The organism is Amycolatopsis samaneae, from assembly GCF_039541975.1.
In the GTDB taxonomy this organism is placed as follows: Bacteria; Actinomycetota; Actinomycetes; order Mycobacteriales; family Pseudonocardiaceae; genus Amycolatopsis; species Amycolatopsis samaneae.
The window spans coordinates 652,546-675,495 of sequence record NZ_BAABHG010000004.1; the positions used below are offsets into that span (position 1 = coordinate 652,546).

At 70.3% G+C, this 22,950-nt stretch carries 20 protein-coding genes; 11 read left to right on the top strand and 9 right to left on the bottom strand.

Annotation, left to right across the window (positions count from 1 at the left end):
- Positions 1–2: 2 nt before the first annotated feature.
- The 3 genes from ABD987_RS13210 to ABD987_RS13220 all read right to left on the bottom strand — a co-directional run bounded on the left by ABD987_RS13210 (position 3) and on the right by ABD987_RS13220 (position 5,154).
- Entirely contained in the window at positions 3–1,808 is a 1,806-nt protein-coding gene (locus ABD987_RS13210; protein ID WP_345391384.1) for a VMAP-C domain-containing protein, read from the bottom strand.
- Between the two features lie 415 nt (positions 1,809–2,223).
- Positions 2,224–4,380, bottom strand: coding sequence for an MGH1-like glycoside hydrolase domain-containing protein (locus ABD987_RS13215; protein ID WP_345391387.1), 2,157 nt, complete (start codon positions 4,378–4,380; stop codon positions 2,224–2,226).
- A gap of 45 nt (positions 4,381–4,425) precedes the next feature.
- Positions 4,426–5,154 carry a hypothetical protein gene (locus ABD987_RS13220; RefSeq protein ID WP_345391390.1) on the bottom strand — a complete coding sequence of 243 codons (729 nt, stop codon included), beginning with the start codon at positions 5,152–5,154 and terminating at the stop codon, positions 4,426–4,428.
- A gap of 328 nt (positions 5,155–5,482) precedes the next feature.
- Between ABD987_RS13220 and ABD987_RS13225 the strand changes: the two genes are divergently transcribed.
- The 3 genes from ABD987_RS13225 to ABD987_RS13235 all read left to right on the top strand — a co-directional run bounded on the left by ABD987_RS13225 (position 5,483) and on the right by ABD987_RS13235 (position 7,882).
- A complete protein-coding gene (locus tag ABD987_RS13225; RefSeq protein WP_345391393.1) occupies positions 5,483–6,346 on the top strand; it encodes a Scr1 family TA system antitoxin-like transcriptional regulator in 864 nt (287 codons plus the stop codon).
- Positions 6,343–6,552 (top strand): DUF397 domain-containing protein, encoded by a 210-nt coding sequence (locus ABD987_RS13230; RefSeq protein ID WP_345391396.1) that lies wholly within the window; start codon positions 6,343–6,345, stop codon positions 6,550–6,552. Before ABD987_RS13225 ends, ABD987_RS13230 begins: the two co-directional genes overlap by 4 nt.
- 178 nt (positions 6,553–6,730) lie before the next feature.
- The gene (locus ABD987_RS13235) at positions 6,731–7,882 is read left to right on the top strand and encodes an FAD-dependent monooxygenase (RefSeq protein ID WP_345391399.1); all 1,152 of its coding nucleotides are present in this window, start codon (positions 6,731–6,733) and stop codon (positions 7,880–7,882) included.
- Between the two features lie 3 nt (positions 7,883–7,885).
- Here ABD987_RS13235 and ABD987_RS13240 read toward each other — a convergent pair whose 3' ends face one another.
- A complete protein-coding gene (locus ABD987_RS13240; protein ID WP_345391402.1) occupies positions 7,886–8,416 on the bottom strand; it encodes a TetR/AcrR family transcriptional regulator C-terminal domain-containing protein in 531 nt (176 codons plus the stop codon).
- Positions 8,417–8,532: 116 nt separating this feature from the next.
- Here ABD987_RS13240 and bioB point away from each other — a divergent pair, with 116 nt between their 5' ends.
- Both bioB and ABD987_RS13250 read left to right on the top strand, forming a co-directional pair.
- Positions 8,533–9,594, top strand: a complete 1,062-nt coding sequence (gene bioB / locus ABD987_RS13245; RefSeq protein ID WP_345391405.1) for a biotin synthase BioB — start codon at positions 8,533–8,535, stop codon at positions 9,592–9,594.
- Complete coding sequence (locus ABD987_RS13250; protein WP_345391408.1) at positions 9,587–10,732, top strand: 8-amino-7-oxononanoate synthase; 1,146 nt, start codon at positions 9,587–9,589, stop codon at positions 10,730–10,732. The genes bioB and ABD987_RS13250 overlap by 8 nt, the downstream gene beginning before the upstream one ends.
- 47 nt (positions 10,733–10,779) lie before the next feature.
- Here ABD987_RS13250 and ABD987_RS13255 read toward each other — a convergent pair whose 3' ends face one another.
- Positions 10,780–11,733, bottom strand: a complete 954-nt coding sequence (locus ABD987_RS13255; RefSeq protein ID WP_345391411.1) for a LysR family transcriptional regulator — start codon at positions 11,731–11,733, stop codon at positions 10,780–10,782.
- Between the two features lie 111 nt (positions 11,734–11,844).
- Here ABD987_RS13255 and ABD987_RS13260 point away from each other — a divergent pair, with 111 nt between their 5' ends.
- From ABD987_RS13260 to ABD987_RS13270, 3 genes are all read left to right on the top strand, one after another.
- The gene (locus ABD987_RS13260; RefSeq protein WP_345391414.1) at positions 11,845–12,732 is read left to right on the top strand and encodes an NAD(P)H-binding protein; all 888 of its coding nucleotides are present in this window, start codon (positions 11,845–11,847) and stop codon (positions 12,730–12,732) included.
- Positions 12,733–12,758: 26 nt separating this feature from the next.
- Complete coding sequence (locus ABD987_RS13265; RefSeq protein ID WP_345391417.1) at positions 12,759–13,115, top strand: darcynin family protein; 357 nt, start codon at positions 12,759–12,761, stop codon at positions 13,113–13,115.
- Positions 13,116–13,176: 61 nt separating this feature from the next.
- A complete protein-coding gene (locus ABD987_RS13270; RefSeq protein WP_345391420.1) occupies positions 13,177–14,118 on the top strand; it encodes an acyltransferase domain-containing protein in 942 nt (313 codons plus the stop codon).
- Here ABD987_RS13270 and ABD987_RS13275 read toward each other — a convergent pair whose 3' ends face one another.
- Genes ABD987_RS13275 through ABD987_RS13290 form a run of 4 tightly spaced genes read right to left on the bottom strand, consistent with a single transcriptional unit; the run spans position 14,119 to position 18,330 of the window.
- Complete coding sequence (locus ABD987_RS13275; protein ID WP_345391423.1) at positions 14,119–14,931, bottom strand: SDR family NAD(P)-dependent oxidoreductase; 813 nt, start codon at positions 14,929–14,931, stop codon at positions 14,119–14,121. It lies immediately after the preceding gene.
- Positions 14,928–15,770 carry an amidohydrolase family protein gene (locus ABD987_RS13280; RefSeq protein WP_345391426.1) on the bottom strand — a complete coding sequence of 281 codons (843 nt, stop codon included), beginning with the start codon at positions 15,768–15,770 and terminating at the stop codon, positions 14,928–14,930. Before ABD987_RS13280 ends, ABD987_RS13275 begins: the two co-directional genes overlap by 4 nt.
- Entirely contained in the window at positions 15,767–16,954 is a 1,188-nt protein-coding gene (locus tag ABD987_RS13285) for a mandelate racemase/muconate lactonizing enzyme family protein (protein ID WP_345391429.1), read from the bottom strand. Before ABD987_RS13285 ends, ABD987_RS13280 begins: the two co-directional genes overlap by 4 nt.
- Entirely contained in the window at positions 16,954–18,330 is a 1,377-nt protein-coding gene (locus ABD987_RS13290) for an aspartate aminotransferase family protein (protein WP_345391432.1), read from the bottom strand. The genes ABD987_RS13285 and ABD987_RS13290 overlap by 1 nt, the downstream gene beginning before the upstream one ends.
- 203 nt (positions 18,331–18,533) lie before the next feature.
- Here ABD987_RS13290 and ABD987_RS13295 point away from each other — a divergent pair, with 203 nt between their 5' ends.
- From ABD987_RS13295 to ABD987_RS13305, 3 genes are all read left to right on the top strand, one after another.
- Positions 18,534–19,346, top strand: a complete 813-nt coding sequence (locus tag ABD987_RS13295) for an IclR family transcriptional regulator (protein WP_345391435.1) — start codon at positions 18,534–18,536, stop codon at positions 19,344–19,346.
- A 192-nt stretch (positions 19,347–19,538) separates the two neighbouring features.
- On the top strand, positions 19,539–21,683 hold the full coding sequence (locus ABD987_RS13300; protein WP_345391438.1) for a hypothetical protein: 2,145 nt from the start codon (positions 19,539–19,541) through the stop codon (positions 21,681–21,683).
- Positions 21,684–21,696: 13 nt separating this feature from the next.
- Positions 21,697–22,944: a Gfo/Idh/MocA family protein gene (locus ABD987_RS13305; RefSeq protein WP_345391441.1), complete on the top strand. Its 1,248-nt coding sequence runs from the start codon at positions 21,697–21,699 to the stop codon at positions 22,942–22,944.
- Positions 22,945–22,950: the final 6 nt, after the last annotated feature.

The following is a 22,950-nucleotide window of genomic DNA, read 5'->3' on the forward strand; positions in this document are numbered from 1 at the left end:
CCTTACTGTCGCGGCGGGATCAACGTCGGGATCAACGGCTGGTCGAGAACGATTGTCCTTTTCGGATCGTCCCACATTACCACCAAATCGTGTGCCAGAGAATTCTTGAACGGTAAGGCCGTGTTCGAATTCGCCATTTTGCGGCGATCCGGAAGTTCCATAAAGCCACGCTCCGTGGCCAGCACCCAGTCGAGCAGCTCGCGTAACTCCTCCGGACTGGCGTGCGGATGCCACAGGAGCACCGGAAGCCCGTAGCTGAGCGCAGCCGTGTACTCGTCCGGCCGAGTGCCCGGTTCCGGTTGCGGTGACGGCGGTTTCGTCAGCACCAGCCCGATCCAGCGATCGTTGCTCAGTTCCGCGTTGATGTCCTGCTCCTCGCAGCCGGAATAGTGCAGCCGGTCGGCCGATGGGTCTTCCAGCATAGAGACCCACCTGCGGTTCCACGCACGGTGCCAGTACTTCGCGCGCATCCGCTCCAACGGCCGTACTCCGAGCCGGTAGCCGTAGCGCAGTGGTTGCGGCTGGCCGGTCACGTGTTCCTTGGCCCAGCGTTGCACCGGCAGCGTGATCAAATTGCGTGGCAACAGGAATTCCACCGCCGCGGAAACGCTCTGGCCGGACCAGACGGCCTCGGTTTCCATGATCACGTCGTCGACCCGGAGTTCCAGTTCGTCGATCCCGACCTCGCGCACGTCACCGAGTGCGGGCGGCCAGACCGCCGGATCGTCCTGCCGCCAGAACACCAGCGTGCACCGGTCCGGATCGGCGCAGACCGGCTCCAGCAGGATGGTCAGGTGCAGGTGGGCCTTGTCCGGCACCGGCGGCCGGATCTGGCGCTGCGCCGACAGCGCGGGGCCGATCCGCAGCCGCTGAGCCTGGTCGCCGACCCAGCCGGCGAGGGCGTCGCCGACCTTGCCGTCGAACTGTTCGGCCAGCAGGTAAAGGAAGGTGACGGCGGGCGGGATGCCGTCCGGGCCGGCGTTGAAGTCGCTCAGCAGCTCGAAGGCGTCCCACGCGTCGATGACGTCGTCCAGCGGGGGCAAGGGAATGGCCCGGCCGAGCGCGCGGCTCACCGTGACCGCCAGCTGGGGGACCTTCAGCCGGGTGAGGTAGGGACGCAGTTTCTCCGCGTCCATGGCCGAGACCAGCTCCAGCACATCACCTTTCGCCAGGTCGGACGCCTGGTCGGCGGCCGATCCCGGCGGGAGCGCGGGAGGCTGGGGAGTCGGCGCGGCGAGTTCACCGTGTAGTCGCAGGTAGGCCGTTCCAGTGAACGTTTTCACCGATACCGGTATCGGCACGTAGGACTCCGGTAGCAGGCCCGGATCGGGTGCGATGACGTCGCCGAAGAATCCCTGCGAGGCGATGACGGCGACCATCCGACCTGATTCGGCGAACCTTTTCTTGATCTCCTGCTCGTCAAGGATGCGAAAGGAGGTGTCGATCGCCTCGCCGACCCAGCCCTTCCCGTCGTACTGCACCGTGCCCGAGTTCAGGCCCATCCGCAGGAGGATCTGTGCCTGCGGAATCCGCGTCGAGTTGTACCGGCGGAGTTCGACCACGACGCGTTCCGGCAGCCGGTCGGCGACGACGCTCTGGCCCGTACCGGAGGGCAGGAGGATGAGCGCACCGTCGCCGCGGTCCTCGTCGTCGCAGGAACCGAAGTCGATGCCGCAGTCCGCGAACGCCTTCTTCAGTACCTCGTACATGCCCTGGTGCACGGCGAGCCGATCAGGTGGCCGCCGGTCGGGAGCGGTGAAACCCACGACATCGACCACTACGATCGTGCGGTACTGCCTCTCCGTCATCGCGTCACCACCCCTCCCTCCCGTGCTCCCCGCCCCGGGCCCCTCGGCGGGCGCGGAGTCTCGATTATGGCGCCGCCCTGCCGTGGATCTTTGTCAGATGACAAAGAGGTGTCCACTCTTTCGTGGTTGGATTTCGATCCCGCACGCCGATCTCGCCACCGCATCCCCGCACCGCTCTCCCCGTCGGCCACTCGGGAGAACCAATACCACTCCGGTGGAACATCCGCCAGGTCGAACATTTCTTACTGCAATCACCCACGGTCGTTCCCCCAAAAGAACTACTGCGAGGTTGCCGAGTGACACCCCGGGCACGAACGCATCGGGAAAACGATGATCAGGACACGACCCTCGGCGAGAACGACGGCACGCCATTCCCCGCCCCCGTTGTGTCCACTGTGGACTCCGCGGGCAGCGGTCAGTGAAGGTCGGCGAGCATGGTCAGCACCAACGCCGCCGACCAGCTGAAATTGGTGGCGTTGCGGCCCGCCCCGGTCACCGAGTTGTAGTTCTCCCTGATGGGCGCGTTCCCGCTCAGGCCTTCGGCGCCGGCCAGCAGCCTGTCCCGCGCCCGGCGCGCGTCACCGGCGTACCCGTACTCCTCCAGCGCCCTGATCCCGAAGTACGCCTGGTCCACCCACGCGGTGCCACGCCAGTAGCCGTCCGGGTCGAACCTGTCCGAGTTCCGCGCGACCGTGGGGAACGGGACGGCGGTGGCGAACTGGTCCGGGTCGACGAGGCTCCGCCGGACCCCGGCCGCCTGCGCCGGCGCCGCGACGCGCGCCCACAACGGGATGAGCGCCTCGGTGCCCTTACCCCGTTCGGTGAGCGGCCGGTGCGTGGCGATGTCGACGTCGTGGAAGAACCCGGTCCGGTCGTCGTACATGGTCGCGCGGATCCGCGCGGCGAGGTCGTCGGCCTGCCGGATCAGCTGTCCCGCCCGCGTGTGCTCGCCGAGGACGCGGGCGATCTCGGCCAGATAGCGCTTGTCCGCCACGAGGTAGGCGTTGAGGTCGACCGACTCCTGGTTGAGCGAGTAGCCGACGACCCGGCCGCGCGCGTCCTGGTTGGCCAGCACGCGCATGCCCGTCCCCTTGTCGAAGCGCGGCGCGTCGTCCATGCCGCTTTCCCACGCCGCCGCCTCCAGCCGCGACGCGTCGTCGTGGTTGAGCGGATCGACGGTGGCGCCGTATTCGGCGAACCCGTCGTGGTCGTGGTCGCGGTTACGGAACCACCATTCGTGTTGCGCGAGCAGTTTCGGGTACATCTCGCGCAGGAACGCGGGGTCGTGGCTCTGCCGGTAGGTCTGCCACACCGCCCACGCGCCGAGCGGTGGCTTGGTGTTGCGCAGGTTCACCCCGGGGCTGTCGGCGCGGTACATCATCACGTCCGGCAGCATCCCCGCGTCCTGCCCGCGTCCCGGGGTGGCGGCGGTGAGCTGGTGCTCGTACACCGAGCGCAGCACGGATTCGGCCAGCCCCGGCGCGAACCGGGAGACCCCGACGGCTTCCTTGAAGCTGTCCCACGGCCAGTAGCCGGCGGCGAAGTCGCGATTGGTCAGCGACGGGGTGATCCCGCCGTGGTGCAGGTCGCCCGCGGGCCCCCGCCAGTTGGTGATGAGCGTTTCGATGGCCTTGACCGCGGTGCGCCGGTTCCCCGGCGCGATCCCGGCGAGCCCGCGACGCAGGTACTCGCGCCAACGCTGGTTCACCCGGTCGGCCGCCGCGCCCGGCGCTGCCAGCGCCACGCGCAGCGTGCCCGCCTCCCGCGCGCGTTCGGCGGCGGTGAACGTGTAGCTCTCGCCCCAGGCCAGTTCGCTCGCCGCGCCGGGTGTGAGGCGGAGCGCGTCGCGCCGGGTGGTCCGGTAGCCGTCGCCGGTCACCACGGTGGACACCGGTTCCGGGTGGACGACACGGAAGTCCTCGGTGCCCTCGGTGACGAACCGGCCCGGCTCCCGCACCTCGGCGAACCCGACCCGCACCCCGTCGCGGTCCGCGCGCAGCCGAGGGGCCGACCGCACCGGTTCGGCGATGTGCCGCAGCAACTCTCCGGCCCAGGACACGCGAATGGCGCGGGGGTGTGCGGAGACGTTGCGGACACGGGCCCGCACCATGGCGCTGCGGTCGGAGACGAAGCGCAGGTCGAGCCCGAGTTCGAGACCGGGAAGCCGATAGGTCTGCGTGAGATGCCCCGGATAGGCGTGGGTTTCGGGCGCGGGCTCGGCCGGGAAGCCGATCGCGGCGCCGGTTTCGGCGTCGGCCAGCGAAATCCTGGTGAACGCCGCGCTCAGGTTCCACAGCGCCTCCTGCGCGAGGTAGAGCGGCCCGGTGAACCCGCCGTAGTGGGCGGTGTCGCCCGCGGCGGGAAGCGCGTACGCGTGCCAGGCCCCCGCGTCGGAGAACACGTTGACCGGATTGGACTTCGGTGGCTCGGCCCGCTCCGGGGTACCCCGCCGGTCGAGCACGTCCGGGTAGGCCCCCTGGTCCGCGCCGTCCCGCTCCGGCACTGCCGTGGCGGTCCCCGTGGTCGCCGCGCAGACCACCGCTGCCATGATCACCGCGAACACTCCGCGCACCCGGCGCACCTCCTCGTGCCGTTCCCGATCCTGCCACGACGCGCGCTACGCGGGCAGCAGCCGGATCCAGGCTCTCGTGGTGGTCTCCTTGTTGGTGATGTCGGTGGCCCGGTAGTCCTGCGCGCGGCTGCGTTCGCTGTGCCGGATCACCTCGTCGAAGAACCAGCCGGATCCGGCGAACGCGAGCACCGCGGCGGTCTCTTCGAGCGCCTGTTTCAGTTCGGCGGAGTCGAGGATCCGGAACGCGTGGACGATGGACGCCCCGGTGACGCCGTGTTCGTCGTAGTTGATCTCCCCGGCGTGGATGGCGAGCCGGAGCCGGATCTGTTCCTCGCCGGGATGGATCCGGTTGTGCCCGGCCAACGCGTCGAGCAGGGTGTCCGGCAGGTGATCGGCGAACAGCGTCTTGGGGATGTCCGCGGGGGCGAGCACCAGGATGCCGTCGCCCCGGTCCTCCCGGCGGCACGACTCCCAGACGATCCCGGCCGTGTCGAAGGCGTGGCGCATCGCGAGGTAGAGGCCGTGGCGGACCCGGACCATGTTGGTGTTGTTCCTGCTGTACCGCCCGAATCCTTCGATGTCGACGGTGACGATGGTGCAGTGCGCCGTGGTCGTTCTGACCCGCTCCAGCCGTTCCGCGCCCACCGCGCGGAGTTCGATCCGCCCCGCCACGGCGTCACCTCCCGCCGGCAGCGGGATCGGGCCCGCCCGACCGTCCGGACCGAGCGGCTCGGCAGCGGACTCGGCGCTGCTCCGCTTCGTGGTCGACTCCATCATTCCTCCCCGGCAACCAGGCGAGCTGCCCCGGCGACGACCGGCGGGAGAGGAGAGTGCGTATCGGCCGCCGACCTGGGCACCGACACCTCGGGATCGAGCGGCCGACCGCTGCCCCGGAGGCTCCGGGTGTCCGCATCGTGATCGCGCCGACTCAGCGAGTCACCAAGAACGATAGAGCGGGTCGCCGGACACCGCTACAGCCCTGATGCTATCGTTCGGTTACCGTAACCAAGTGCCGCATCCATGCATGTGCGGAAGTGGTGAACCCAGTTGTATACTCGACAACCCACCCGCGGGCCGCACCGGCCCCCGACGAGGGAGTGACATGCCCGCGCCAGTGTCCCCTGTCGTCGCCAGCTGGGAACTCGCGCTGCGCCTGCGCAAACGCCGCCAGCAGTTCGGCATCGAAGTCCGGGCCATCACCCAGGAACTGGGCTTCACGCGCAATTACTGGTCCGCGGTGGAGAACGAGCGCAAGGTCCTTTCCGAGGAAAGCCTCATCAAGCTCATCGATCTTTTCGAGTTCGATCAGGAAGAGCGGAAGGAACTGCTCGAACTGCGTGCGGCGGCCAAGGAGCACGGCTGGTGGGCTCGCTATTCCGGTCTTATCGACGAGAATCTTCAGCGCCTGTACGGATTCGAATACGGCGCCCAGAGCATCCGGACCTACGAGAGCCTGCTCATTCCCGGTCTCCTGCAGACCGCCGACTACGCCCGCGCACTGATGACCCCGGACATCACGATTCGCCGGGTCGAGGTCGACCAGCGCATCGAGGCACGACTGCGGCGGCAGGACCGGCTCAACGAGGACAGCACGTTCCAGTTGACGGCGATCTTCAGCGAGGCCGTGCTGCGGCAGCAGATCGGCGGCCCGAAGGTCCTCCGCCGGCAGCTCGAACGCCTCGCCGACATGATCGACGAGCACCCGGAAAACCTTGAGGTGAGGGTGATCCCCTTCACCGCGACGTCCTGCGGGCTGTTCGGCGCCGCGACCGTCCACCTGATCGACTTCGAAAGCCCGCGACTGCCCACCGTGGCGTGGCAGGAGACGGTCACCTCACGGGGGATCATCGAGGAATCCACCGAGGTCCGCGACCTCACCATGACCTACAACGACGCGTTCCGGCACGCGAAGACAACACAGGAAACACTGGAATTCATCCGCCACCGCATCGAGGAACTAGCTTGACCGAGAACATTTCACCACCTACGCCGCCTACCCGGAAAGAGTGGTTCAAAAGCAGCTACACCAATGCTTCGGGCAGCTGTGTGGAGGTAAACCTCACCGCCGAAAGCGTCTTGGTCCGTGACAGCAAGGACCGGCGTGTCGACCGGCCGGTCCTCGGCGTGTCAGCGGACGGGTGGAAGTCGTTCCTGCGCACAGTCGTGCGGTGATCACCGCACCAGCACCTTCCCGGTGAAATGCTTTCGGCGGTACCACTGCTTACCGGTCCGTGAATGCCACATTGAGGGACTCTGAGTCCTTCAATGTGGCATTCACGGACACGGGCGGCGGGCTGTCCGGTCCCGTCCGAGGCGATATCGTCGGTGTCCCACGGCTTCGGGAGGGGACATGGCCACGGCCGTCGTCATCGGGGGCGGGATCGCGGGTGCCGCGAGCGCGATCGCGCTCCGCAAGGCCGGGATCGCGGCCGACGTCCACGAAGCGCATCCGCACGGGGCGGACGATCTCGGCGCGTTCCTGACCATCATGCACAACGGGATGGACGCCCTCCGCGCCGTCGACGCGCACCGCGGTGTCATCGCGGCGTCGTTCCCCGCCGCCGACGTCGAGTTCTACGCCGCCGACGGCAGGCTGCTGAGCCGCCAGCCCATGGGCAGCGACCGCGGCGAGCTGATGACCCCGCGCACGATCCGGCGCGCGGGCCTGTACCGCGCCCTGCACGACGAACTGCGGGCGCGCGGCGGGGAAGTGTTCTTCGGCAGGCGTTTGCGGGAGGTCCGCCGGGTGCCCGGTGGTGTCCGGGCGGTGTTCGAGGACGGCACCGTCGCCGAGGGCGACCTGGTCGTCGGTGCGGACGGCATCCACTCCCGGGCACGGGCGCTGCTCGACCCGGACGCGCCGCCACCGCGCCATACCGGGCTGACCGTCGTCTACGGGTACGCCGCCGACGCGCCGGACCCGGCACCGGCGGCAACCTACCGGATGATCACCGGCAGCCGCGCCTACTTCGGCTACACCACCGATCCGGACGGCTGTTCCTGGTGGTTCGCCCGGCTGCCCTGCCCCGAGCTGACGCCGGACGAGCTGCGCGCCACCCCGCCCGGTGCCTGGCGGGAGCGCACCGCCGCCTTCTTCCGCGACGACGAAACCCCGGCCGCCCGCATCATCGCGGCCACCGGCGACGACGTGCGGGCGGGCAGCGCCTACGACGTACCGACGACCAGGCGCTGGCACGACGGTTCACTGGTCCTGGTCGGCGACGCCGCGCACGCCGCCTCCCCCGCGGCCGGTCAGGGCGCCTCGATGGCGCTGGAGGACGCCGTCGTCCTCGCCCAGTGCGTGCGGGACCTCGGCGACGCGGGCACCGCGTTCGCCACCTACGAAGCACTGCGTCGCGAGCGCGTGGAACGTCTCGTCGCCGTCAGCTCCGCGCAGGGCGTCACCCAGACCTCGGCCGAGGAGGTCGACCAACGTCCGCGTTCCCGGGCGTGGCTCTACGAACACCACCTCGACTGGGACGCGACCGTCGGCACCGGGTGAAGCTCAGCCACCGACCCGGGACCGGAGACCGTCCAGCACCAGTTCCAGCCCGCGCTCGAAGTCGGCGGGGCCGCCCGGCGTCCAGTCGATCGCCCCGGCGCTGGCGGCCTGCAACGCCGTCTGTTCCTCGACGGTGTGCCCGAAGACGAGGTGCAGGAGTGCGCGGGTGCCGACGCCGACGAGGTCGTCGGGCAGGCCGCCGTCCCGGAGCGCCTCCCGCAGTTCCCCGGCGGGCCCGACCGTGCCGAGCCCGAACGAGTAAGCCGTGACGACCACCTCGGCGCCGTCCCGGTAGGCCAGCATCGCGTCGCGCAGTTCGTGGCACACCTCGACGGCACGCCGGTCCCATTCCCCGGCCCGGCGCGGACGGCGGCCCCTGGCGAGTATCTCCTCCGCGACGGCGGTGAGCAGCGTCTGCTTGTTCGGCACGTGGTGGTAGAGCGCGCTCGGCTGCACCCCGAGGTCGGTGGCCAGCCGTCGCATGGTCAGCGACTCGAGCCCGTACTCGTCGAGGACCGCGATCGCCCGATCCACGACATCGCTCCGGTGATAGCGCACCTGAACCCTCCCGTTGACTCGCCCGTCCCCCTCAGTCTAACCTGAACGCCGTTCAGCTGAACGGCGTTCAGGTTCAGATCCGAGGAGTACCGATGGCCGACATCTTCCAGTTGCTCGCGGAGCGGGTCCTCGCGGGGACGCCGGCGACGCCCGAGGACGCGCTCGCGGTGCTGCGCGCCGACGACGCGGAGCTGGTGTCCGTCGTCGCCGCGGCGGGCGGGCTGCGCCGGGCACACTTCGGCAACACGGTGAAGGTGAACTACCTGGTGAACCTCAAGTCGGGGCTGTGCCAGGAGAACTGCCGCTACTGCTCGCAGGCGCTCGGTTCCGCGGCCCCGATCCTCAAGTACTCGTGGCTGTCGAAGGACGACGCGCTCAAGCAGGCCGGGGCCGGGCTCGGCGGCGGCGCCGGCCGGGTGTGCCTGGTCTCCTCCGGCCGGGGCCCGTCCTCCCGGGACATCGACCGGGTCACCGACATGGTGGTGGCGCTGAAGGAGGAGCATCCGGACGTGGAGGTCTGCGCGTGCCTCGGGCTGCTGTCGGACGGCCAGGCCGAGCGGCTCAAGGACGCCGGGGTGGACGCGTACAACCACAACATCAACACCGCCGAGAGCCACCACGACACCATCGTCCAGACGCACACCTACGCCGACCGGGTCGACACCGTGGAAAAGGCCAAGGGCGCGGGGCTTTCGCCGTGTTCGGGGCTGATCGCGGGCATGGGCGAGAGCGACGAGCAACTGGTCGAGGCGCTCTTCGCGCTCCGGGAACTGGGCTCGGACTCCATCCCGATCAACTTTCTGATGCCCTTCGACGGGACACCGCTGGAAAACACCTGGGAGCTCTCGCCGGCGCGGTGCGTGAAGATTCTGGCGATGGCGCGGTTCGTCTGCCCGGACAAGGAGATCCGCATCGCCGGTGGCCGCGAGATGCACCTGCGCTCGCTCCAGTCGCTCGCGCTGCACGTCGCCAACTCGATCTTCCTCGGCGACTACCTCACCTCGGAGGGTCAGGCGGCCCACGCGGACCTGGAGATGATCCGCGACAACGGGTTCGTCGTGCTGGGCTCGGAAGAGGAGCTCGCCCAGCGGGGGCCGGCGGACCCGGCCATCCGCCGCCGGGGCGCGGGCACCGACCGGGTGCCCAATGCCTGACCCGGTCACCGGCTGGGCCGAGTGGTTCGCCGGGGAGCGGGCCGCGCGCGAAACCGCCGGGCTCCAGCGCACACTGCGGCCGCGCGCGGCCGACGAGGACGTCGTCGACCTCGCGGGCAACGACTACCTCGGGCTCGGTGGCTGTCCCCGCGCCCGGCGGGCGGCGGCCGACGCCGCGCTGGCCTGGGGCGCGGGGGCGGGGGCGTCCCGGCTGGTCACCGGGACCACCACGCTGCACGCCGAGCTGGAACGCGAGCTCGCCGCGTTCACCGGGCAGGAGGCCGCGCTGGTGTTCTCGACCGGCTATCAGGCCAATCTCGCCGCGGTGAGCGCGTTGCTGGACAAGCACTCGCTGGTCGTCTCCGACGCGCATGTGCACGCCTCGCTGATCGACGCCGCCCGGCTGTCCCGCGCCGCCATCGAGGTCGTGCCGCACAACGACGTCGACGCGGTCCGCGCCGCGCTCGCCACGGCCGGTGGGCGGCGGGCGATGGTGCTGACGGAGTCGATCTTCTCGGTGCTCGGCGACGCCGCCCCGCTGGCCGAACTGGCCGGGGTGTGCGCGGCGCACGGGGCGCTGCTGCTGGTCGACGAGGCACACGGGCTCGGGGTGGCCGGGACGGGCGGGCGCGGGCTGGTACACGCCCGCGGCCTGGCCGGGCACCCGCAGGTGATCATGACCGCGACGCTGTCGAAGTCGCTCGGTGCGATGGGCGGCGCGGTGCTCGGCTCCGCCGCGCTCGTCGACCACCTCGTCAACCGGGCCCGCCCGTTCATCTTCGACACCGGGCTCGCACCGCCGCCCGCCGCCGGGGCGCTGGCCGCGCTGCGCCTGCTGCGCGCCCGCCCCGAGCTGCCCTCGGGTGTGCACCGGCGTGGTGCGGAACTCGCGGCGCGGCTGGGGGTTCCGCCGTCGGCGGGCGCGGTGCTGTCGGTGCCGATGCCCGCTCCCCTGGCCGCGCTCGACGCGCAGGCCAAGGCGCTGGCCGACGGTGTCCGGGTGGGCTGTTTCCGCCCGCCCTCGGTGCCGGACGGGGTTTCCCGCCTGCGGATCACCACCCGCGCGGGCATCGAGGAATCGCGGTGGTCCCACGCCGTCGACGTGCTCGCCCACGTAGTCGAGGAACACCGGCGGTAGGTCTCTGAAGGCCACCTTGAGGGACTTGAGCGCCCTCAAGGTGGCCTTCAGAGACCTGGTGACCCGGCGGGCGGAGCGGATCGGAGTGTCCGGCGGACGGCGTCGCGGAGCCAGCGGTGGGCCCCGTCGGCGGCTTGGCGGGGATGCCAGGCCATGCCGATGGTCAGCGGCGGCAGCGCCAGGGGGATGTCGAGCAGGTGCAGGCCGAGGGCGGTGGCGTCGGCGGTGAGGGGTGACGCGGCCATGCCGGGAAGCGCCGCGGGGACCAGGCAGACGAGGTCGCTGCGGGCGGCGAGGGCCATCGCGGCCAGATGACCGGGGAGCACGACCGCGACCCGGCGCCGCAGATCGTGCTCGGCCAGCGCGGTGTCGAGCGGACCGGTGAACCGGCCGCGACGGCTGACCGCGACGTGCTCGGCGGCGGCGAGCCGGGCCGGGGTCAGGGGGTCGCCGAGCAGCGGGTGACCGGGCCGGACGGCCGCCACCATCCGCAGGGTGAGCAGCTTTTCGACCTGGGTTTCGGGATCGACGTGGTCGATGGCGCCGACCTCCAGGTCGATCCGGCCGTCGCGCAGGGCGGGCCCTGCCTCCAGGTCCTCGGCCCGGAACCGCAGGGAGACCCCGGGTGCCTCGCGCCGGGTCAGCCCCAGCAGACCGGTGGCCAGTGCCGCGCCGACCAGATCGGCGGCCTGGAGGGTGCAGGTGCCGCGCAGGGTGGCGGGGTCGGCGCCGGTGCCGGGGCTGAGCAGCGCGCCGAGGCCGCGCACCACGGCGGCGGCCTCCTCGCGCAGGGCCTGGGCGCGCGGGGTGGGAACCATGGCCTGTCCCGCCCGGACCAGCAGGGGGTCCTGGAGGACGCGGCGCAGGCGGGCGAGGGTCCGGCTCATGGCCGCCGGGGAGGTGTGCAGGCGGGCGGCGGCGCGCGTGACGCTCTGCTCGCTCAGCAGGGCGTCGAGCGCGACGGCGAGATTGGCGTCGAGGACCGGATCAGGGCTGTTCACCAGGGTTATTCCATTTCAGGCAATGATTGCGTGCTGAAGTTCCCATTGTGGCATTGACGCGGCCTCAGCAGGCTGAAAGGCGTACCGACCGGCACGACCTACGAGGTTTTCATGATCGTCATCACCGCCCCCACCGGGAACATCGGCCGCGACCTGCTGCCCCTGCTGCTGGAGGCCTCCCCCAGCGAAAAACTGCGGGTGATCACCCGCGACCCCGCCCGGCTCCCGGACGCCGTGCGCGAATGCGTCGAGGTGGTCGTCGGCTCGCACGGCGACGCCGAGGTCGTCGACCGGGCCTTCGAGGGCGCGGACGCCGTCTTCTGGCTCGTTCCCCCGGACTCCTCGCGGCCCCCGGCCGACGGCTGGCTCGGCTTCACCGCACCCGCCGCGAAGGCGCTCGCCGTCCACGGCGTCGGGCACGTCGTCGGCGTCTCCGCGCTCGGCCGCGGCACCCCGGTCGCCGACCGCGCCGGGCTCGTCACCGCGTCCCTCGCCATGGACGACCTCATCGCGGAAACCGGCGTCGCCTACCGGGCGCTGGCCAACCCCTCCTTCTTCGAGAACCTCTTGGAGGAGGCCGATTCGATCCGCGAGAAGGGTGTCTTCACCGACGTCGTCGACGCCGACCGCAAGGCACCGCTCGTCGCCGTCGCCGACATCGCCGCGGTCGCCGCGCGCCTGCTGCTGGACCGCTCCTGGACCGGCTTCGAGGACGTCCCGGTGCTCGGCCCCGAGGACCTGTCCCCCACCGACCTGGCCCGCATCATGACCGGGCAGCTGGGCCGCCCCGTGCGCTACGAGCGCCAGCCGCTCGACGAGCTGCGCACCACGCTCGTCGGCTACGGCCTCGACGCGACGTTCGTCCAGGGCATCGCCGACATGAAGCAGGCCAAGGACAACGGCCTCGACGCGGGCGTGACCCGTACGCCGGAGACCGCGTCCCCGACCACTTTCGAGCAGTGGTGCGCCGAAACCCTCAAGCCCGCCGTCCTGTCCTGAGCCACGTCCGCCGAAAGGGCCCCGTCATGCCCGCCGAAGCGCCGGTGACCGCCTTCATCCTCGTCAAGACCATGCCCGAATGGCTCGCCCTGACCGTCAAGGAACGGGAGCACGCCTTCAGCACCCAGGTCCTCCCGGCGATCGAGGCCAGGACCACCGGCGTCCGGTCCCGCTTCTACGACACCGAGTACTACTCCGCGCGCGTCACCGACGTGTGGGTCTGGGAAGCGGACGATCACGAATCCCTCCGTCTCCTCATCGACGCCCTGCGCGAAACCCCCTTCTGGGACCGCTACTTCGAGATCGTCGACCTGCTCGTCGGCATCGAGAACGGCTACGCCCGCACCTACGGCCTCGATCCCGTGGCCACCATCTCCACCTGATCGCACCGTCCACATCGGAACGCGGGGTTCGCTTCCGGCGGGGTTTTGTTAAGCTGGGCCGGTGATTCAGCTCGCGCCGGAGGTGCCCCGCAACGCCTGGTTCGACGCGGCGCGGGAACTCGCCCCCACCCCGCTCGCCATCCCCGCCGGAAGCGCTTTCCAGCGGTTGACGACTCTGCTCGGTGTGCACGAACAGGACGCCGCCGCGCTGCCGGGGCTACTGGCCGAGGTGGCGGAAAACCCTTCGCTGCGCTGGATCGCCGAGCGGTTCACCACCGCGCTGCGTCAGGACATCGGCGGACTGGGGCTGCCCTCGGCCCTCACCGAGCCGAGCCGGTCCTGGCCGCTGCTGCCGCCGTCGATGGGCCCGGCGGCGCGCAGTGTGTACGTGCCCGGGTTCCTCGCGACCGTGCCGCTGGTCGAAGAACTCCACCGCACGCGGGGAATCCCGGCGGAGACCTCGCGGGCGACGCTCGCGGATTTCGGGCGGCACCTGGAAATCCACCGCCGCGTCCACGGGATCGTCGGTCTCGACACGCACTGGTGGCTGATGCTCGGGTGGAGCGGCGGCCTGGTCGATCTCGGCAGGGTGCAGGGAGAATGGCTCGACCCGGCCACGGTGAGCCTGCACATCCCGGAAAGCGGCCCGCTCGCCCCGGAGGCGGTCGACGCGTCACTGGACCGTCTCCGGCGCGAGTGGCCAGGCTGGTTCGGCACGCGACCGGAACGCGCCGAGTGCGAGTCGTGGCTGCTCGACCCCGCACTCGGCGAACTGCTGCCCGAGTCCTCGAACATCGTCCGCTTCCAGCGGCGGTTTTCCCTGTACGACGGGGGTTACGTGGACGACCAGAACCCGCTGAGCTTCGTGTTCCGGCGTGGGCACGTCCCGCTGCCGGAGGGCCTCGCCGGATTGCCGCGCGAGACCCGCCTGCAACGGGCGATCGTGGACCGGTTGCTCGAAGGTGCACATTGGACGGTCCGAAAAGGATATCTGGATCTGTAGTCAGCGCACGGTGTTCCGGTAGGGCGGCAGGAAACGCAGCCGTGGCAGCTGATCGGCGAGCGCGCCGCCGTCGACGAGGAGGTGCGTCCCGGTGATGTAGGACCCGGCGTCGGAGGCGAGCAGCAGCACCGCGCCGACGCACTCGTCCGCCGTGCCGTACCGCTGCCGCAACGGGATCCGCTCGCGCCACGCGGCGTGCAGTGCCGCCATGTCGGCCGGGAACTCGTCGGCGATCCCGGTTTCGATCATGCCCGGCGCGACGGTGTTGACGGTGATGCCGTGCGGCCCGAGCTCGGCGGCCAGTGACTTGGTCAGCAGCTCGACCGCGCCCTTCGAGGCGTTGTAGTGGGCGAGCCCGGCCTCCGCGACCAGTCCGTTCTTCGACGACACGGTGATGATCCGCCCGGCGAGGCCGTCGGCGATCATGTGCTCGGCGAAACGCTGGGACAGGAAGAACACCGCGTCGACGTTGACCCGCATGACCGCGTGCCAGTTCTCGACGGTGATCTCGTTGAAGTGTTCGAGCCGGGCGACACCCGCGTTGTTCACCAGGACGTGCACCGGGCCGCATTCCGCGTGGATCCGGTCGGCGAGCCCGGAAAGCGCTTCCGTCTCGGCGAGGTCCGCCCGGTACACCGACGCCGTCCGGCCCGCCCGTTCCACCGCGAGCGCGGTTTCCGCGCACGGGTCGCGGTCGATCAACACGAGGTCCGCGCCCGCTTCGGCGAGCCCGGCCGCGAAGGCCGCGCCGAGTCCCCGCGCGGCCCCGGTCACGACCGCACGCCGCCCGGTCAGCTCGAACCGGCCGTTCACGAGAGCCCCAGCAGATCGAGCGACGGACGGTGGATCAGCGCCTCGACCTCTTCGGCGTCGAGCGGGTCCAGTCCCGGAATGCCCGGAACCCTTGCTATCGACCGCAATCCGTCGACGGACGCGTTGACCGTGGTGAACGGGTAGTCGCTGCCGAACAGCAGCTTGGGCCACACGCCGTAGTCCTGCACGAGCCGCAGGCTGTGCCACAACTGGAACGGGCGGTAGTGGAGCGCGGAAACGTCGGCGTAGACGTGCCGGTGCTTGCGGATCACCGCGATGCACTCGCCCTCGAAGGGATGCGCGAGATGCGCGAGCACCATGCGCAGTTCCGGATGCCGGATGGCGACCTCGTCCAGGTGCACCGGCAGCGCCCAGCGCAGCGGCGCGGCGGAGACGAAGGTCGTGCCGGTGTGCACCAGCAGCGGCAGGCCGTGCTGTTCGGCGTAGCCGTAGAGATCGTCGATTTCCTCGGCGGCCGGGTCGAAACCGGCGTACATCGGCATGAGCTTGATCCCGCGCAGGCCCAGTTCCTGGTGCCCGTACCGGAGTTCGTCACGCCAGCCCGGCTGGGTCGGGTCGAGCGAAAGGTAGCCGATCAGCCGGTCGGAGTGCGCGGCGACGTAGCGGGCGACGTCGGTGTCGTCCACCCACAGCCCGCTGCGCCGCGCCTTCCCGCCGACGACGATCGACCGCGTGTCCGCGGGACTGCTCGCCGCGTACTCCTCCCAGCGGACGGTGAGGTCGACTTCGCCGCCGTGGGCCCGCGCCGACTCCGACCGGAAGGGATCGGTGATGTCCTCCGCGCAGCCGAACAGGTGCGTGTGCACGTCCACGATCATGTCCGGTCCCGCCTTTCCCAGCCGGGCGCGAACATGTTCCAGAAGCCACCGCTGGGCGGATGCTCCTCGAACACCTCGTCGGCCAGTTCGACGCCGAGTCCCGGCCGCTCGCCGAGTCCGACGTGGCCGTCGGAAACCGGGAGAACTCCTTGCAGCGCATCGAAAACGTAGTCTTCGAGCAACCCGTCGAACGTTTCGAGGATCTTGAAGTTCGGCATGCCCGCCACGGCGTGCGCGGACACCGTGGTGCACAGCGGGGAGTTCGAGTTGTGCGGGGCGACCACCATCGCGTGCATGTCGGCGAGCGCCGCGAGCTTGCGCACCTCGGTGAACCCGCCCGCCATCGACAGGTCCGGCTGGACGATGTCGACGGCGTTCGTGGCGAACAGCGGCTTGTACTCGTAGCGGTTGTGGAAGTGCTCGCCGCCGGCGATCGGCATCGTCGCGTTCGCCCGGAGTTCGGCGTAGCGCTCGATGTGCGTCCACGGCAGGGGTTCCTCGAACCAGCCGAGGTCGAACGGGGCGAGTTCGCGGACGAGCCGGTCGGCGGTGGCCATGGCGAACCGGGCGTGTCCCTCCACGAACAGCTCGATGTCCGGGCCGACCGCGTCGCGCACCGCGCCGACGATGTCGACCGACCGGCGCAGTTCGGCGCGGGACAGCTCGCCGAGGCCCGCGCCGAACGGGTCGAACTTCAGCGCGGTGTAGCCGCGTTTCACCGTTTCCCGCGCCTTGATCGCGAACGTGCCCGGCTCGCGTTCGCCGGTGTACCAGCCGTTCGCGTACACCCTGATCCGGTCGCGGCAGGCCCCACCGGTGAGCCGGTAGGCGGGCACGCCCAGCGCCTTGCCCATGATGTCGTAGAGGGCCTGGTCCACACCGCTCACCACGATCCCGCCGACGTCGCCGCCGCGCAGGAAGTCCCCCTGGTACAGGCGCAGCCAGATCTCCTCGACGTCGAACGGATCGGCGCCGAGCAGGTGCCGTCCGGCCATCGCCTCGGTGAGCGCGCAGGTCTCCCGGCCGCGATAGGGGTGGGTGATCTCGCCGACGCCGGTCAGGCCCTCGTCGGTGTGCACACGTACGTAGGAGAAGTCGCGCCAGGCGGTGCCGAGGGTCAGCGTCTCGACCCGGCTGACGCGCCCCGCGTTCGTGACCGGGCGGCTGCGATCGACGGTGAGCATCAGTTTTCCGCCCCGCCCATGGTCGACGCGTCGGCGAGCTCGGCGACCTCGCCGCTGGCGAGGGTTTCCTTCACCGCGGCGCGGGTGGCCTCGACGAGGCGATCGGCGTCGGCCTCGGTGTGCGCGTAGGAGACGTGGCTGCGCTTGAGGTTGAGCGGCAGTTCGAACACGCCGTGCCCGATCAGCCTGCGCCGGTAGCCGACGAACATCGAGACGTCGTTGCGCAGCAGGTCGTCGTAGCCACGCGGGACGCCACCGGTCATGAAGTAGCTGACGAACACCGAGCCGTACCCGGTGACGACGCTGGGCACACCGAGTTCGGCGAACACCTCGGCCAGCCCGGCGCGGATGCGGTCACCGAGCGCGAAGACGTGTTCGTGCACCGGCTCGCGACGCAGTTTCGCCAGCGTGGCGAGCGCGGCCGCGACCACCGCCGGGTGTCCGTTGTAGGTGCCCGCGAAGAAGGCGGGGGCGCCGGGGCGGGTGCTGAACAGGTCCATCAGATCGGCCCGGCCGCCGATCGCGCCGACCGGGTAGCCGTTCGCGATGGCCTTGCCCATGGTGGTGAGGTCGGGGGTGATTCCGCTGATCGACTGCCAGCCGCCGAGCGCGTGCCGGAACCCGGTGATCACCTCGTCGAACACGAGCACGGCGCCGTGCCGCGTCGTCTCGTCCCGCAGCGCCTGGAGGAAGTCCTGCTCGGGCAGCAGGCAGCCGACGTTGTGCGGGACCGGTTCGACGATCACCGCGGCGATGTCGGCGCCGTGCTCGGCGAAGGTCCGCCGCACGGCGGTGACGTCGTTGAACGGCAGCACCAGCGTCGCGTCGAGGACCTCGGGCAGGATGCCGGTGGAGATCGGGTCCTTGCCGCCGACGCGGTCCGCCGCCGAGATCACGTTCAGGCTGACCGAATCGTGCCAGCCGTGGTAGCAGCCCTGGAACTTCACCACGAGCCGCCGCCCGGTCGCCGCGCGGGCGACACGCAGGGCGTGGAAGGTGGCCTCGCTTCCGGTGGAGGTGAGCAGCACCTTTTCCACGCTGGGCACGAGTTCGGCCAGCGTTTCGGCGAGTTCGACCTCGCCGGGCGTGACGCCGACGCCGCAGAGATCGGCGTGACGGCCCGCCTCGGCGACCGCGGCCGCCACCTCCGGATCGTTGTGCCCGAGCAGCGGCGGCCCGAAGGCGGCGTGGTAGTCGACGAACTCCCGGCCGTCGGCGTCCCAGAACCGGGCGCCGTCCGCGCGGGTGATGACCAGATCGGTGAGACCGGGCACGCTGCGCTGTCCCGAGTTCACCCCGCCGGGGATCACCGCGCGGGCCCGGCGCGCGAACCGCGTCGCCGGGGCGTCCTCGACCGTGCTGCCTGCAGACGTCACGTTTCTCCTTGTTCCCGAACGTTTCCCGAACGTTTCCGACGCCCGGCGGCCCAGCCCGGCCGCGTGCGTCAGCCATTCCTCCGCAGATTCCCAAACATCGTTCGGCTGTACCGAACACTGTGCGGCAAAACGCTAAGCGCGGATTGGCCCAGTGTCAAGGTTTTGCGGCGCGATACCGGATCGATACGGTACGGTGTTCGGCTATGACGAACGAAGACCGGAAGACTGCCGCCGAGTCCCGGTACTGGGTGGGGAGCGTCGCCAGGGCCGCGGAGGTCCTCGAGGCACTCGCCTCCGCCGAGCCGGGAACGGGCATGAGCGTGACCGAAGTGGCTTCCCGGTGCGGGCTTTCCAAGAGCGCCGCGTTCTCCACGCTGTACACGCTGCGCCACTACGGACTGGTCGCGGACGACGGCGAGGGCATGAACCGCCGCTACCGGCTCGGCATGGGGCTGACCCGGCTCGGCTGGCGTGCCCAGACGCAGATCTCGCTGCGCGACATCGCGCGCCCGGTGCTGGCCGAGCTGACCCGCGAGACCGGCTACGCCTCACGCCTCGCGGTCGACGAAAGCGACCAGGCCGTGGTGATCGACCAGATCGAGAACCGCGAGCGCATCCAGGTCGACCTGCGCATGGGGGCACGGGAACTGCCGCACTGCACCGGGCTCGGCAAGGCGCTGCTCGCCGAGATGCCCGACCGCCAGGTGCTGGAGGTGCTCAAGCGCGTCGGGATGCCGCGCCGCACCGACCGCACGATCACCGATCCGAAGACCCTGCTCGCGCACCTGCGGGACGTGCGCACGCTCGGGTACGCGCTCGACGACGAGGAGGACGCCGAGGGCGTGTTCTGCGTCGGCAGCGCCCTGCGCAACCACCGGGGCGAATGCGTCGGCGCGATCAGCATCACCGGTGTGAACGTGGACGTGCCGACCTGGCGGCAGCAGGAACTCGGCCGCGCGGTGCGCGACGCCGCCGTCGAGATCTCGCAGCGGCTCGGGTACGTCGCGGCCTCTTGACGGGCTTGACGGACCCAGCCGGGAAATCTACGCTTACGCAACCTCGCGGCCACCGCCGCGAAACCCAGGCCGATATCCGCAGCGTCGCAGCCCCGACCGCGGATGCGTCATCGGCCCTCCGCGGACTCACCGACGTCGTTTCGGCGCTACCGGACGGATTGCCCACCGACCGTCCGAAGGGTGAGTTTTTCGATGAGTGGAAGAGATTCCGCCGGCTCGTCGCGTCGTGCCCTGCTGACGGGGACGGCGGGCACCGGCCGGACGCGGGAACCGGTGCGAGCACTCGGCAGCGTCGCGGAGCTGCTCGCACTGGACCACAAAGGACTCACGGACGGAACCCTCGTCTCGGTCGCCGGATACGCCGCGCCCGGTGACGGCGGTGGCGGATCGCTGCGCTGGGCCGCCGCGTCCCGAGCCGCCGGGAACGGCGGGACGGTACTCGCGCCCTCGGGAGCGACGGCGGGCCGCTGGCTGGCGGTCCACAATGGAGTGTTCGACTTCCGCCGGTTCGGGATCTTCGACACGAGGACGAACGCGGACGCCGCGCTCGACGCGATGGTCACCGACCCCACGATCTTCCGCATCGAGGCACACACCGACCTCAACTTCGGTAAACGGCACACCTTCGGCCGGAGCACCATCGAACTCGACTTCGGCGGGCACACCGTCACGACGAACGGTATCGAGGAAGCCAGTCACGATCCGAACGTCAGCCCGTTCCAGGCGGTCCTGTGTTTCCGGGGTCAGCTGACCGGCCAGGCCATCACGTTCACCATCCCCGAGCCCATCGCGGAACTTTCCGACGTCTTCCCCGTCGCGGATTCCGGCGCTTTCGCCGTCGGCGACTGGTACACCGTCGAGGTCGATCCCCTTGCCGGGCAGTACGAACGCGAACTCCAGAAGCTCGTCCAGGTAACGCAAATCGTCGACAGGACGCACCTTCGCGTCGGCTACCGGAACGGCTGGCCCTTCGCCCCCGGCCGCACCTTCACCTGGACGAAGACCACGCCGGTCACCGATGTCCACATCGGAAACCTGACCTTCGTCGGCGCGGGGCCGGGCACGCCCTACGGCGAATCCGACTGGCCCCAGCCCGATCCCGACGAATGGAAGGGCTCGCATCCGATCGCGTTCGAGTACGCGGTGCGGTGCGACGTTTCCGACGTCCACGCCACCGGCACGTTCTGGCCGGTGGTCATGCGCCGCTGGAACACGTTCTTCGGCACCCGGCGTTGTTCGCTGAAGAATCCGCCGACCGTGTTCTACGGCGGAGCCGGCTATCTCACGCAGAACATCTACTGCCTGTACGGCCATGTCGAGGACTGTCACACCTCCAACGCCCGGCACCTCAACGACCTGACGGCGTCCGCCTACTGTTATGTCACCAACTGCCACGGCGACGGCGACGACTCCGGCGGCGATCCCTTCACCACCCACGGCCAGTACGAACACGACCTCGTGTTCACCGGCTGCTCGGGGCTGCTGGACCTCGCCAACAGCGGCGCGGCCTGGGGCACCTCGGCGAAGCGGATCACCGTGCGCCACCACGTCTGCTCGTGGTTCGTGGCGAACACGAAGATCACCGATCTGACGCTGGAGGACGTGCACGTCATCGCCCGTTCGCGCTTCGACAGGGCCGGGACGTTCGTGGTGAACGCGGACGGCCTGCGCATGCGTGGCTGTTCGGGGAAGACGTTCGCGGTGGGAAAGCGTTCCTCCCGGTCGGGCAGGCCGAACCTGATCAGCGGATGCGTGTTCGAGGTCGCGTCCGCGAACGTACTGGTACAGACCCCGGTCGACACCCCGGTCTTCTTCGACCGCTGCGCCTTTACCCACGCCGAGGGATTCGAGTGCCACGGCACCGGCGAACTGTCCTTTGTCGACTGCACGGTCACCGGAAAGCCAGATGGCGCACCGATTTCGTTCGCCGGTGACGTGGTGATCCGCGGCGGCGAGTACACCGACACCGGAATCGTGCTCACCGCCGCGCGCGGGCAACGGCTGCACGTCGGCGGCGGGGCGCGGCTGTCCGGCACGAACGCGGCGAAAGCGCTGATCTCGCGCGGCGCCGGGCCGGGCACCGTGACGTTCGAACTGCGTGACTACCAGAGCGACGCCGCCGACGCGGAGACCGCGCACGTCCGGCTGGACGGCGGCACCAACCAGTACACCGCGCACGGCACGCGGTTCACCGGCGGACGGCTGGTGCTCGCCCCGGGCGCCTTCACCGGCGCTTCCTTCCTGTCGCACCGCGACTGCGTGGCACAGGGCACCACGCGCTCGTTTCCCCCGGACGGGCCGCGGGTGCGCGTCGACGGCAATCTCGAAATCCAGTGAGGACGGTCCCGAAGTGACGGTTTCGGTAGCGGTGGTGGGCGCGGGCAACCGCGGACAGTCGTACGCGCGGTGGGTGCGGGAACATCCGGACCGGGCGCGGATCGTGGCGGTGGCCGATCCGGACGCCCACCGCAGGAGCCTGGTGATCGGCGACGGGTCCGGCGTCCGTGAGTTCGCCGACTGGCGGGAGCTGCTGGCCGCCGGAAAGCTCGCCGACGTCGCGATCGTGGCCACCCAGGACCGCCTGCACGTCGAGCCCGCGATCGCGCTCACCCGTGCCGGCTACCACCTGCTGCTGGAAAAGCCGGTCGCGCCCACCGAGGCGGAATGCCGGGAGGTGGTGGACGCGGTGACGGCGTCCGGCGTGCTGTTCGCGGTGTGCCACGTGATGCGGTACATGCCCTACACGGATCTGGTGAAGGAGATCGTCGATTCCGGGGTGCTCGGCGAGATCGTGAGCGTCCAGCACCTCGAACCGGTGGGCTGGTGGCACGCCGCGCACTCCTACGTGCGCGGGCCGTGGGCGGTGGAGGCGGCCGCGACGCCGATGCTGCTGGCGAAGTCCTGTCACGACCTGGACTGGCTCGCCTACGTCACCGGCAAGCGGATCGAACGGGTGTCCAGTTTCGGTGGCCTGTCCCATTTCCGCCCGGAGAACCGCCCGGCGGAGGCGGCCGACCGGTGCCTGGACTGCCCGCTGGAACCCACCTGTCCCTACTCGGCGCCCCGGCTGTACCTGACGACGTTGCGTGAACAGGGCGCGGTCTGGCCGGTCAGCGTGATCACCGACGGCACCGACGAGGACGCGGTGCTGACCGCGCTGCGGACCGGCCGCTACGGCAAGTGCGTCTACTCCGGCGACAACGACGTGGTGGATCACCAGGTGCTCGCTATGGAGCTGACCGGCGGGGCCACCGCGACGTTCACCATGACCGCGTTCAGCGAGCAGACGCACCGGCGCACCCAGATCTTCGGCACCCATGGCTGCCTGGACGGCGACGGCGAACAGGTGCGGGTGGTCGACTTCCGTGACGGCGGCGTCACCACGCACGACTCCGGCACCCGGGGCGACTCGAACGCCGCGGCCGACCACGGCGGTGGCGACACCGCGCTGATGGACGCGTTCGTCCGCGCCGCGGCCACCGGCGACGCCGGGCACCTGCGGTCGGGTGCCGCCGAATCCCTGCACTCCCACCTGGCCGTGTTCGCCGCCGAGCACGCCCGCCACACGGGCACGGTGTCCGCCGTGCCCGCCCAGTGAAAGGGA